Raw genomic sequence first — 11,721 nt, forward strand, 5'->3', positions numbered from 1 at the left:
ACTGCTCAGCGACGTGTCGGGTTCGTCGGCCGGGCGTGTCGCGCGGAAGCAGGCTGGGCCGCAACTCATTACGGGTACAGCGACTGGTGCAATATGGGTCTCGATGACGATGCTGTGGGATCAGCACACCTGCTTGCCGTTGCAGACCGACGCCGACGTCGACTTGCTGAGCCGATACCGGCGCGCCGGAGGCGCACTCGTGTCGGTCAACGCAGGGTATGCGCCGCACAGCCTTGCCGACACGACCGCGCTGCTTCGGCACTATCGCGGTGCGGTCGACGCGCACCCCGACCTGGAGTTGGCGGGCAGCGTCGAGGATATCGAGGCCATTGCCGACGCCGGTCGCATCGCCGTCGTGTTCGACCTCGAGGATTGCGCTCCGCTCGACGGCGATCTCGACAACCTGGCCGATTTGGCGCGCCTCGGGGTGCGCACGCTGCTGTCCACCTACAACCACGCCAACCGCGCCGGCAGCGGATGTCTGGACGCCGCCGATGACGGGTTGACCGCGTGGGGGCGTTCGCTCGTTTCCGAGATGAACAGCGTCGGCATGGTGCCGGACGGATCGCACTGCAGCATCCGCACCGGACTCGACATGTGCGATGCGTCGAGCGGCCCGGTCGTCTACAGCCACTCGTGCATGCGCGCGGTTTGGGAGCACCCGCGCAACATCACCGACGAGCAGGCCCGCGCATGCGCGGCCACGGGCGGCGTTGTCGGGATCACCGGCGTCGGCATCTTCCTGGGGCCCAACACCCCGACGCTCGAGGCGATGACGCGACACCTCGAATACGCCGTCGAGCTGGTCGGCATCGACCACGTCGGGGTGAGCACCGACTTCTCGTTCGATTTCGCCGATTTCAATGGGGAACTCGCGCGCAACCCGCAGTTGTTCGACGCCAGCTACACGAGGTGGGGACCGATTCAGTGGATGCCGCCGGAAACCTTCCTGCGGCTCGACGAACACCTGCGTCGCCGGGGGTGGAGCGGCGCCGACATCCGAGCCGTGCTGGGCGGAAATTTCCGTCGGGTGGCCGGGTGCGCGTGGCGTAACTGAATTGGTTGACCTCGCGCCGGGACGATGGTGACCATGTCGGATTTCACCGCCCCCGCCAGCGGCGGCGCCCGGTCGGCGTTGCCGCCGTTGGCCGCCGAGGATTTCGTGTGTGCCCGCTGCGCGCTGGACTATTCCGAACTTTCGGTCGAACACGCCGCAGGGGTAATCCGCGGGATACCAACGGCGGTTCGCGACGCGGTGTTTGCCGTTCCCGAAAACTCCCGCCGCGAGCGGCCCAGCCCGCAAGTGTGGTCGGTCACCGAATACGTCTGCCACTTGCGCGACGTATATGCGAGCTTCACGATCCGGCTGCACCGCGCTCGCACCGAGGACCGGCCCGCGCTGGAACCGATGTTCAATGACCTGCGGGCGCGCCGATTCCGCTACAACGAGCGCGACGTCGTGCCCATCCTCGACGAGCTCGCCGCGAACGCCGCCGGCTTCGGTGAGGAGATCGGCCGCGTTGATCCTCAGGACTGGGACCGCATCGTCACCCGGTTACCCGGCGAGCGGCGCAGCGCGCGTTGGCTGGTCCGCCAGGCCATGCACGAAGGTGTGCACCACCTCGCCGACATTCGCGCCGCCGCTGCCGCGGTCGAAGCGAATATGCACAGGTCGCGGCCGAAATAACCCACTCCGACGGCAATACCTTTGCTTGAACATGTGACAAATTAGGGCCACAGTGGAATGTATGACCGAACAGAAAATGATCGAGCGGTGGCTTGAGGGCTGTGCGGTACAGCGGATCATGTTCCGCGACGGATTGGTGCTGAATTTCGAGGATTACAACGAGCTCGTCATCACGGCACCGATTCGTCTGACCCTCCCGGCCATCGCAACCTCGCCCGTGGAAGTCGTCACGATCGTTCCGAAAGAACCGGCCTACCAGGTGCGTCCGCTCTTCGACTTCTCCGGCACAAAATGCACAGCCGCAGTCTGGTACGACACCGGGGATCTCCACCTCGAGTTCTCCGACGGTCACAAGATCGACGTGCCTCCGGCCGACAACACCACATCGTGGGAGCTGTATGGCAAATACCACGGATACGCGGCCTGTCTGGCGCACGGCAAATTGCGGGTGGTACGCCTCGATGTGGCCGAAACCGACGGTGACGAGTGAGATAGCGGCGGCCGTCCCGACGCCTCGCGACTAAGCGCCGGGTTAGCCATGAAACGTTCTGCGGCGCAATCCTTCTCAATTACCACGTTGGCCGGGACTCCGTTCCCCGCCGCCAATGTTTTAGCGGAGTTCCGTGCGGGAAGCCGAATGTCATGCGTCGCGTGGACTACGTCATCCAATATGTCGAATCGCTCGGACGGTCGGTGGCGTTCTACCGCGACGTGATCGGGCTCGAGGTGCGGATCGAGGGCGACGGCTACGTCGAGTTCGAGATGGCGAACACCAAGTTCTCGCTTTTCGAACGGTCGAAGCTTCCCGAGCTGATCGGCCGCGAGGGCGGCAACGCGCCGTGCGGCGAGATCGGGTTCCTGATCGAAGACGTCGACGCGGAAGCGGGGCGGTTGGGAGAACTCGGCGTCGAGATCCTCAGCGGACCGATCGACCGGCCGTGGCATGAGAGGACGCTCCACATTGCCGACCCCGACGGCAACGTCATCGAATTCGCGCAGAAGTTGCGATGATTGCCGGCCTCTCCCGCCGGTCGATCACGGGTCGGGTGGGGGCGGTGGTCAACCCTTAGTCTTTGCGGGACAGCGCCGCTCGGGGGCAGTCGATGATGGCCTGCAGGACGAGCGCCTCCTGGTCGACCGGGACGGGGTCGGTTGTGACTACGGCGTACTCGTCGTCGTCGAGTTCGAACACCTCCGGCGCGATTCTCACGCAGTAGGCATTGCCCTCACAGCGATCACGGTCCACCACCACGCGCATGACTCCTCCTTTGCTCAGCCTTCAGCTTCGCTCGGCCACTCCACGGCGCGGGAAAGCCTGCGTCGCGGGGTTGGCGGCAACGGGTCCGCGTTGGCCGGTGCCCAGCCCAACCGCAGCAGCATCTGAGGGTATCCGTCTGTGCCGAACACATTGGACCGGAGGGCGTCCCGGGTTTTCGGGATCTCCAGGGGTTCGGTGATCGGGCATGTCGCGAGCCCCTTCGCGGTCGCGGCCAGCAGGATCGCGCTGGCGGCCTCGCCGGCACGCAGCTGATCCAGACGGTCGTCGGCCTCGGTGCCCAGCACCACGATGACCGCCTTGTCGTCGGCGACCGCGGCGCCCGGCGGCTGCGCCAGGCCTGGCCCCGCGAAGATGCGCCCGGGTATCGGCGCATTGCAGTCGTGCTCCGGGACGTTGCGGGCCGGCACACCGGCGCGTGACCCGTATCGACCGCTCCACATGGTGACCTCGGCAAGATAGTCAGGGTTGGTCGCGTGCTCCCGGGCGGCCTGCTTGACGATCTTGTTCAGCTCGTCCATGGCGTCGACCCGGCGCAACATCACCCCCATCCGGGCGGCCAGAGCGCCCATCTGGGCGATGTCGTTCGCCGGAACCGGCCGCGCACTGTAGATTCGCCGATCGGTTCGGCGCCGCTCTATTGCCGCGGCGAGGGCGATGTCTTCGGGATCGGGGGCGCGTGGGCACACCTCGATCGCCGCGAGGTGACTGGGGTCGGCAGCATCGGATAAGCGATGAACCTCGGCGCGCCAACCCGTCGCCGCCAAAGCGATGACGCAATGGTTAAGCGTTGCACCGCAACTCAACATCAGATCCCGGCCATCCGGGTCGGTGTTGGGCAGCCGCATGCCCGGGTTCGAGTACAGGTGCAGGCTGTTGCGGCCCACCCGCCACAGCCACGGCTGTGTGTTGTTGATCGACGGTGCCCTGGTAGCCAGCGCGAGGACCGCGCGGAGTGTCTCGGCATCGGGAAGCAGGGTAATCATGGCCCACCTCCGACTTTCCTTCTGTCCCAGCGGTTCTCAGAGCCGGAGCGTCACCCACTCATTCGCGGCGGGCGGCTGCCAAGCTCCTTGCGTCACCGCTATTATTAATGAATAATATCCTTTAAATAGGGTATAGGGCAACCGGATTTTCGGCATCCTCGCCGACCAGGACGCGGTGGCCGATGTCGATGAGTTGGCCGCGCGGAATCGAAGTCGCGGTGGCGCGCCCGGTGGCGAGCAGTAAGGGGCGCAAGCCGCCGCCTACGCCCGTGGCAATGAAGGTATGCCCCTGCCAGGCAGACGATTTGGCTGCCTGCGGTACTTTCAGCAGTGAGTTGCCGCGCCGCGGCATACGCTTTGAGCAGGGAAGGGGTCACCCGGATGGATAAGATCTCGCTTACCGCCGCCGCACGCCAGCAACTCGCGGCGGCGCGCCGGTCCGACAGCGGCCGTGCAGCACACACGGTGTACGGCGGGCACCAGCACACCCTGCGGCAAACGCTGGTCGCGTTGACCGCCGGGACAACGCTCGCCGACCACGACAGCCCCGGCGAGGCCACGTTGCAGGTGTTGCAGGGCCACGTGGAGCTGACCGCTCCCGAAACGAGCTGGAACGGAGCTCCGGGCGACCACCTGGTGATTCCACCAAGCCGGCACGGTCTGCGCGCCATCGAAGATTCCGTCGTCCTGCTGACCGTCGCCAAGGACGTTCGGCACGGGCCGGCGTGAGCATCGGCGGCTCGCCGTAATAAATTGCAGCGTAGCGACTTTCCGCCTCGTCGGACCCGGCAGTAAGCTATCGCCCGGCCACCTCGATGATGCCGTGGGCGCCGCGTTCGGCGTCGACCATCGCGTGTGACACGAACGGGTATCGACCCGGCTGGCCGAAGGTCAACTCGACGAATCCGCCTTGGGCCGCGAACAATCCGAGCGTCTGCGCGCCGCCCGCGCCATTCCGGAGTCGGTAGTCGCCCTCGGACCACACCGTGTCGAACTGTCCCCCGACGACGTGGAACGAGGTGCCTCGGTTCGGTCCCGCGGCGAGCACCCAGATGCGAACCCGCTCGCCCACCCGGGCGGCCAGCGGCGCGTGGTCGTACTGGCGGGCGTAGCCGTTGAACACCACCAGGTCGGGCCGGTCCGCGGCGACCTTGTCCGCGTCGGCCTCACCGCCGGGCGCGCCCAGGTACATCTCGGACTGGACGATCAAGTACTCGCGGTCGACGCGCGGCAGGTCCGGCGGGTCGATGATCACCGCCCCGAACATGCCGTTGGCGATGTGCAGTGACATCGGCATCGTCGAGCAGTGGTACAGCCAGATACCCGCCCGCGTCGCGGTGAACCGGTACACCAGGCGCTGGCCGGGTTGGATGGTTCGCATCGGCTCGTCGGGGGCCAGCGCCCCGGCGTGGAAGTCGATCGAATGCCCGGTGGTGCCGTCGTTGACCAGGGTGACCTCGAAGACGTCGCCGACCTTGCCCCGCAACGTGGGCCCGGGTGCGGTACCGCCGAATGTCCAGAGCCGCTGGGTGATTCCGGGGGAGACCTCCCGCTCGATCTCGGTCACCGGCAGTGTCACACGGTGATCGGCCGTCGCCGGGGGCAGCGCGGCATCACGCGCGGCGAAACCCCGACCGGGGTCGGCGCCCAGGCTGCGCGCGATGTCCGCGGCGGAGACCGACGCGGAGTGCGTGGGGTCGTGATGGCCCGGGTGCATGGTGGGCATCGGTGCGCCGGTCACCCGGACCGAAAACGTCATGCCCATCTGCCTGTGTCCGGCGACCGCGCACCAGCCGTCGAGGCTGGAGCCGATGACGCCGGCGTCGAGGACCGACCTCTCACCCGGGGCCATGCGTCCCGTGCGGGTGCCGTTGGACAGCACCAGGTCGTGTTGGTCGGTGCCGCCGTTGACGACGGTGATCAGCAGCCGGTCTCCGGCCGGGACCTCGACCGCGTCGGGCACGAAGCGCATGCCCTCGATGCGGACCGACGCCGCGGTGGTGTGCCCCGTGGCGGCCACCGCCATCCGCGGTGCGGTGCCGATGCCGACCGACGCGGGGTCGGCGGCCACACCGGCCGCGGCCGCCAGCACGACGGCTGCGAGTCCGGCGGCCGCGGCGCCGAGCCGTCGCCCCGGCGCCGGCGGGTTCGGAGCCGATGCCGTGTCGCGATCGCGGTGTGCCCGCGACACCGCTCGAACCAGCAGCGGCAGGAAGGCCGCGTAGGACGCCAGCACCAGCATCGATGCGCCCACCCGCACCAGGCTGGGAGTCGGAAGGACACAGAGCAGCAACCCGGCGTTGGCGACGGTGAGCCGCCACGGCGCGCCCCGCTCGAGCTCGGCCCCGGCCGCCAGGGTGGCGGCACGCCCGCCCAGCACGACGGGGGCCAGGTAGGTCAGTGACCCGAGCAGCACCTGCACCAGGAAGCCGGCCAGCACCGGCGCGGTGAGGTGGCCGGCCGCCGCGGCCGCCGTCGGCCAGGTCGGCGCAATCGCCAGCGCGACGGCGACGAACGCCAGCGACCCGATCAGCCAGGCCACGCCGGCCAACACCGATACGGTCGCAAAGTCGCGCGGCCGCTTGCGGCGGATCTCGTCGAGGTGCGGCCACAGGACGAACCCGACGGCGCCGAGGTAGCCGAGGGCGCCCACGCCGGTGATCGGCGGCGACCCCGCCACCGCACCGGCGGCGGCCACGGCCAGGGCGGCCAGCAGCGCCGGTAAGCCCCGGCGGGCGGCCACCTCGACCCCGGCGGCCATCCGGGTGCGCAGCATGGTCGGCCACAGCGTGACCAGGGTGCCCACCACCGTGAGCCCCACCCAGCCGAAGACGTTCAGCGCCGCGTGCGCGACGATGAACCGCTCGTGGATGTCGCCGGGGAGCGCCGAATTCGCCATCGCCACCCCGAGTCCCGCGCCGACCGCCAGGCACGCCGTCGCGGCGACGTAGTAGCGCACGGTGACGCCGAAGCGGGCGGGTAATGCGGTGCGCAGCTGCCGCAGCAGCGTCGCCCCGTGTGCCAGGACGGCGACGCCGACCACAACGCCGCCCGTCAGCACGACCGGCCACCACCGGCCGAGCATGCCGGCGACCACCGTGACGGCACCGGCGTTGAAGGCCGCGATGCGCAACACCTCTGCCGTTCGTGCCGGATCCGGCGGCCGGCGCAGCAACGCATCGGCGAAGTGCCGACTCCAGATCAGGATCGCGTTGCCGGCCGCGCCCAGCCCCAGCAGATGGACCAGCAGCCAGCCGGACAGCGGGACGAACCGGTGCGCGACCGCCACGACGAAAAGTGCGGCGAGCCAGGCGAATACGACCGCTCCTGCGCGCAGATGCCATCCCGAGCGGTTCATGCCGGCACCCGACTGCCCGCCCGCGCCGCCGAATAGCCGGCGACGGCAACGAATCCGAGCACCGCCACGATGTTCAGCACACCACCCGCCTGCAGCGCCCAGTGGACGCCGCGCGCGTCACCGACCGCCAGCCGCAGCAGCAGCGACACGTGCAGGAGCGCCACCGGGCCGTACATCGCCGAGGTGTAGGGCAGCGGGCGACGCAACACGGCCGGCAGGATCACGGGCGCGTGCGCCATGATCATCGACAGCACGAACCCCAGCATCACGGCGTGCACCACCGCGTCGTAGCCGCCGCCGGAATCACCCGGGCGGACTCGGCCGACCAGCAACCAGGTCAGCGCCGGCACCAGCAGCCACACGTAACCGGCGAGCAGGGCTACGGCCATGTACCGGGTCAGGCCCGTCGCGCGCACGGTGCGGCGGGCCACATCGAACCGGGCCAGCCATACGACCGCCGCGAGCAGCGTCGCGCCCAGCAACGGGTACCCGGGCGTCGGCCACAACAACGCGGCGACGGTACCCGCGACCATCGCCACCGCGACGAGGGTGAGCTGCGCCTCGGCCGGGGTGCCGATCATCGCCACGCGGGCGAGCTCGAGGCGTTCCCCGACGATCGTGAGGATGAGGAAACCCGACAGCCAGGGCAGCAGGTCGGGGACCGGCACACCGCCCAGCCACAACAGCGCCGCGCCCGTCGCCAGCACCGCACCGCCGACCTGGACCAGGACCGCCACGTCGGCGGACCGTCGCCACAGCGCCACGTACACCGCAACCAGCGTCGCGCACCCGGCGAGCAGCAGCGCGCCGCCGACGTTCCGGGGTGCTGTGCTGACCAGCAGCACCGCCCCGGCGCCGAGGAACGCCGGGCCCAGGTAGGCCCACCACCGATGCGCGGCCACGGCTCGTTCCAGCGCGATCACCGTGCCGACGAATCCGAGCACCAGCAGGATGCCATGCACCTCGGCGAGCCGGGTCGTCTTGATCGGTGCGGGCAGGCCGAGCAGCACCAGCGCGGCGTCGAGCCCGGCCAAAAGCGCGAACCCGCCGGGCACCAGCAGCAGCGCCCGGGGTGGGATTCGGCGGTCAGTCATCATGTCGCACAACGGGATCGGGCAGGAACAGCCGGCAGGCACCGGGTTCCGCGAACGGAATGAGATCGAGCCCCGGTTCGCTGGGGGCGCCGAGCCGCTCCAGCATTCCCTCGACGATGCCGAGGTGGACCTGGCAGACGATGGTGGGGTAGCGGCGGGCCGCGTCGAGCAGGGGGCAGCGCCGCAGCGCGATGCCCCCGCGCGCATCCGTCGCGTCGTCGTCCGGCGCGAAGCCGAGGCGGGTCAGCGCCGCGAGCACGGACTGCCGCGGATCACCGCCGGCCGGGCCGCCCTCGTCGACGAGTTCGCGCCCCCACTCGATGCCGGCGGCCCGCGCGTCGCGCTCCGGCCGGGCGCTGGTGCGCGCCAGGTGACCGGCCAGCGCGGTCGCCAGACCCGCGTAGTCGCGGACCGCGACGGCGGGGTCGGCGCCCGACGCCCGATAGAGCGCGGCGGGACGTCCGCGTCCAAGGGCGGTCGCGGTGGAGCGTTCGACGAGCCCGAGCCCGACGACCGCGTCGAGATGCTCGCGGACCGTGTTGGGGTGCAGGTCGAGACCGGCGGCGGCGTCGGCGACCCGGACCGGGGAGTGTGCGCGCACGTACTCGAGCACCCGCAGCCGCTGCCCGGACAACGCCACCGGTGTCCCGAGTACCGGCGCCGGTTCGGGGCCCAACGCCGCCAGGTCTTTTTTCACGGAAATAACTGTAGTAAATTATCGGGTGAAACACATAGGGCAATGAGTCACATTCGCGCCAGCGGAGCCAGCCGGAAGGAACGCAACATGCCAGCCAACGATGTGATCGTCGCGTCGAGCGCCGCGGATGCCGAGGCCGTCGAAGCCATCAAGAGCCATCACGCGCAGCTCGCCGGGCGGCTTGCGGTGCTCACCGATGCGATGCTGTGGGCGGTCGAGCGCGGTGCGGACTTCGAGCCGGCCCGAGCCGCGGCCCTGGTCTTCCTGACCGACCAGCTGCGGCCGCACGCCGCCGCCGAGGAGGAGCGCCTGTACCCGGCCGCCACCCGCGCCGAGCGCGCCCGGCCCCTGGTCGAGTCGATGGTCGCGGTGCACCGCATCATCGGCTCACTCGTCGAGCGCATCCGCATCGAGCCGCCGCTGCGCGCCGCAGCGTGCGGCCACGCCCTGCGGGTCGTGTTCGACGCACACCTGACGGATGAGAACGAGCGAATCCTGCCGATCGTGGCCGCGGATGCCGAGGTCTCCCTCGCCGACGTGGTTCACGGCATGCACGAACTTCTCGGCGATCACCTGCCCGCCGACGGTGCCGAGCCGGCGCACACCTGCGGCTGCGGCGAACACGACACCGACGATCCCGTGCTCGACGTCCGCGAGGTGCCGCACTCGATCCGGCACGCCACCGTGTTCGGCGCGTTCGACGCGGTGCCGGCCGGCGGCGCCCTGGTCCTGGTGGCCCATCACGACCCGATTCCGCTGTTGCAGCAACTCAACGACCGCACCTCGGGCCGGCTGGAGATCAACTACGAGGAGCGCGGGCCGGAGGCGTGGCGCCTGCGGTTGACCAAGCTGTAGGCCGACAGTTCGATATCCCTTTGGTACCAACGTAATTCGTTGGCACTGGTGTCATGCACCCGCGTGTTGACATACCCATCCACCGGGGGTGTGGCCGGTCTCGATGAAGCGGGTCAGCTCCGCGGTGGTCTGTGGTGGCACGTCGGCGTCGGCATGCGGATAGACGACGGGCTCCTCTTTGGAGTTGTGCTGGTCGAGCAGATCCAACAGCCGGCGGCAGGTATCGCGCAGCCGCCCGCCGTCCCGTCCGTCCGCGAGCAGATCCTTGAGGGTGTCCATGGTGCGCCAGAGTTCGCCATGCTCGCGCATCATGACGAAGATAGGCATCGCCAGCCCGGCCTCGCGGATCGGCGGGAACAGGAAAACCTCTTCGATGTAGATGTGCCGCCGCAGTGCCTCCAGGGCTGCGGTCAGTGGTTCGGGCTGCAGGCTGCCGCAGTCGAGCTTTTCCAGGAAAGCCTCTATCCCACTGTCGATTTCGCGGTGCTCCCGCTCCAGGGCGGCAGACAGCGCCAGGCTGGGCATCGTGTGCTCCGTTCGTCAGTCCGCAGCGCGAGCAGGCTGCGTCTCGTCGAGCTGCGCATCGACACTGATCTTGGCGCCGGCGAACAATCGCGACACCGGACACAACGCGGCGGCCTGGTCCACCACGGCCGCGAACGCATCGGCGGTGAGCCCGGCCACCTGCGCCCGCACCTCCAGCCGCGAGGTTGTGATCGTGGGGATACCGTCGACCGCATCCAGGGTCACCGTGGCCTTGACGTCGAGTTGCTGTGGCGGCGTGTGGTTCTCGCCCAACTTCAAGGCCAACGCCATCGCGAAGCAGGACGAATGCGCGGCCGCCGCCAACTCCTCCGGACTGGTCTTGCCGGCCGGCTGTTCGGTCCGGGATGCCCAGGTCAGCGGTAGGCCATCCAGCGCGGTGCTGCTGCTCGCCGACAGCGTGCCCGTGCCCGACTCCAGCGGGCCCTCCCAAATCGTCTGCGTGGCCCGTTCGGCAATGCTCATGGTCGCTGACTCCTTACTGCAATCCACCCTGGACTAGTTTTTACAAATGGTACTTGTGTAAACTTTAGACCATCGCTGCGGGCGCTGACCAGAGCGAGGGGTGATGCCAACTGGGCGACGGCACGCGGACTTATGAACCGACGCAGCGTGATTGCGCGCATGGGCGACAACGTTTCAGCCGATCACTTGAAGGCCGACAATCGGAGTACTCTGCGAACGTGTATCCACAGGACGGCACCGCGGCGTCGCTGGCGCATGTCACGGCCGGCGACATCATGAGCTCGCCGGTGGTCACCGTGCCGGCCGACGCTTCGACGCAACGGGTGGCCGAAACCCTGACCCGGCACCGAATCAGCGCGGCACCCGTGGTCAACGAGGCCGGCGCGCTGTTGGGAATCGTCAGCGAGCATGACCTGTTGTCCAAGACCGGTGCGGTAGCGAGCGACCTGATGACGACGGCGGTGCTCAGCGTGACCGCCGACAGCGCCGCCGACGATATCCGGCACCTCCTGATCGACCGGCGCATTCGCCGGGTTCCGGTGGTGCAGGAGGGCCGCCTGGTCGGGATCGTGAGCCGCCATGACCTCGTGGCCGCGATGGCCACCGAGTGGGTCTGTCAGGTTTGTGGCGAGCCGGCGCGTGGCGAGCGCCCGCCCGGTATGTGTCCGAGGTGTCATGCGACCGGCGAGCAATTCGTGCTGCAGGAGCAACCACCGGGCACGTAAGTCGGTGTCGCACCGACAACCCCGCGGTGTCAGCA

Annotated in this window: 14 protein-coding genes; 7 read left to right on the plus strand and 7 right to left on the minus strand. The window is 69.0% G+C overall.

Annotation, left to right across the window (positions count from 1 at the left end):
• Nucleotides 1-103 precede the first annotated feature (103 nt).
• From OQ968_RS01900 to OQ968_RS01915, 4 genes are all read left to right on the plus strand, one after another.
• Complete coding sequence (locus OQ968_RS01900; RefSeq protein ID WP_324674092.1) at nt 104-1,057, plus strand: dipeptidase; 954 nt, start codon at nt 104-106, stop codon at nt 1,055-1,057.
• 33 nt (nt 1,058-1,090) lie between these two features.
• Nucleotides 1,091-1,687: a DinB family protein gene (locus OQ968_RS01905; protein ID WP_324674094.1), complete on the plus strand. Its 597-nt coding sequence runs from the start codon at nt 1,091-1,093 to the stop codon at nt 1,685-1,687.
• A 61-nt stretch (nt 1,688-1,748) separates the two neighbouring features.
• Nucleotides 1,749-2,177: a DUF6188 family protein gene (locus tag OQ968_RS01910; protein WP_324674096.1), complete on the plus strand. Its 429-nt coding sequence runs from the start codon at nt 1,749-1,751 to the stop codon at nt 2,175-2,177.
• Nucleotides 2,178-2,329: 152 nt separating this feature from the next.
• Complete coding sequence (locus OQ968_RS01915) at nt 2,330-2,698, plus strand: VOC family protein (protein WP_324674098.1); 369 nt, start codon at nt 2,330-2,332, stop codon at nt 2,696-2,698.
• A gap of 55 nt (nt 2,699-2,753) precedes the next feature.
• Here OQ968_RS01915 and OQ968_RS01920 read toward each other — a convergent pair whose 3' ends face one another.
• Both OQ968_RS01920 and OQ968_RS01925 read right to left on the minus strand, forming a co-directional pair.
• The gene (locus tag OQ968_RS01920; RefSeq protein ID WP_324674100.1) at nt 2,754-2,945 is read right to left on the minus strand and encodes a ferredoxin; all 192 of its coding nucleotides are present in this window, start codon (nt 2,943-2,945) and stop codon (nt 2,754-2,756) included.
• 14 nt (nt 2,946-2,959) lie between these two features.
• Complete coding sequence (locus OQ968_RS01925) at nt 2,960-3,949, minus strand: Acg family FMN-binding oxidoreductase (protein ID WP_324674102.1); 990 nt, start codon at nt 3,947-3,949, stop codon at nt 2,960-2,962.
• Nucleotides 3,950-4,330: 381 nt separating this feature from the next.
• On the opposite strand from OQ968_RS01925, the gene OQ968_RS01930 reads away from it, so the two are divergent.
• Entirely contained in the window at nt 4,331-4,678 is a 348-nt protein-coding gene (locus tag OQ968_RS01930; protein ID WP_324674104.1) for a cupin domain-containing protein, read from the plus strand.
• Between the two features lie 67 nt (nt 4,679-4,745).
• Here the strand turns inward: OQ968_RS01930 and OQ968_RS01935 are convergent, their stop codons facing one another.
• Genes OQ968_RS01935 through OQ968_RS01945 form a run of 3 tightly spaced genes read right to left on the minus strand, consistent with a single transcriptional unit; the run spans nt 4,746 to nt 9,098 of the window.
• Nucleotides 4,746-7,307 (minus strand): multicopper oxidase domain-containing protein, encoded by a 2,562-nt coding sequence (locus tag OQ968_RS01935; RefSeq protein ID WP_324674107.1) that lies wholly within the window; start codon nt 7,305-7,307, stop codon nt 4,746-4,748.
• On the minus strand, nt 7,304-8,404 hold the full coding sequence (locus tag OQ968_RS01940; protein WP_324674109.1) for a hypothetical protein: 1,101 nt from the start codon (nt 8,402-8,404) through the stop codon (nt 7,304-7,306). Before OQ968_RS01940 ends, OQ968_RS01935 begins: the two co-directional genes overlap by 4 nt.
• Nucleotides 8,394-9,098 carry a transcriptional regulator gene (locus tag OQ968_RS01945; protein ID WP_324674111.1) on the minus strand — a complete coding sequence of 235 codons (705 nt, stop codon included), beginning with the start codon at nt 9,096-9,098 and terminating at the stop codon, nt 8,394-8,396. The genes OQ968_RS01940 and OQ968_RS01945 overlap by 11 nt, the downstream gene beginning before the upstream one ends.
• 87 nt (nt 9,099-9,185) lie before the next feature.
• Here OQ968_RS01945 and OQ968_RS01950 point away from each other — a divergent pair, with 87 nt between their 5' ends.
• The gene (locus OQ968_RS01950; RefSeq protein WP_324674113.1) at nt 9,186-9,953 is read left to right on the plus strand and encodes a DUF2249 domain-containing protein; all 768 of its coding nucleotides are present in this window, start codon (nt 9,186-9,188) and stop codon (nt 9,951-9,953) included.
• 51 nt (nt 9,954-10,004) lie between these two features.
• Here the strand turns inward: OQ968_RS01950 and OQ968_RS01955 are convergent, their stop codons facing one another.
• Together OQ968_RS01955 and OQ968_RS01960 are read right to left on the minus strand one after the other, a co-directional pair.
• A complete protein-coding gene (locus OQ968_RS01955; RefSeq protein ID WP_324674115.1) occupies nt 10,005-10,478 on the minus strand; it encodes a hemerythrin domain-containing protein in 474 nt (157 codons plus the stop codon).
• A 15-nt stretch (nt 10,479-10,493) separates the two neighbouring features.
• Nucleotides 10,494-10,961, minus strand: coding sequence for an OsmC family peroxiredoxin (locus OQ968_RS01960; protein WP_324674117.1), 468 nt, complete (start codon nt 10,959-10,961; stop codon nt 10,494-10,496).
• A gap of 218 nt (nt 10,962-11,179) precedes the next feature.
• Between OQ968_RS01960 and OQ968_RS01965 the strand changes: the two genes are divergently transcribed.
• Complete coding sequence (locus tag OQ968_RS01965; protein WP_324674119.1) at nt 11,180-11,686, plus strand: CBS domain-containing protein; 507 nt, start codon at nt 11,180-11,182, stop codon at nt 11,684-11,686.
• Nucleotides 11,687-11,721 lie beyond the last annotated feature (35 nt).

It is taken from the genome of Mycobacterium sp. 663a-19 (genome assembly GCF_035616495.1).
Classification (GTDB): Bacteria; Actinomycetota; Actinomycetes; order Mycobacteriales; family Mycobacteriaceae; genus Mycobacterium.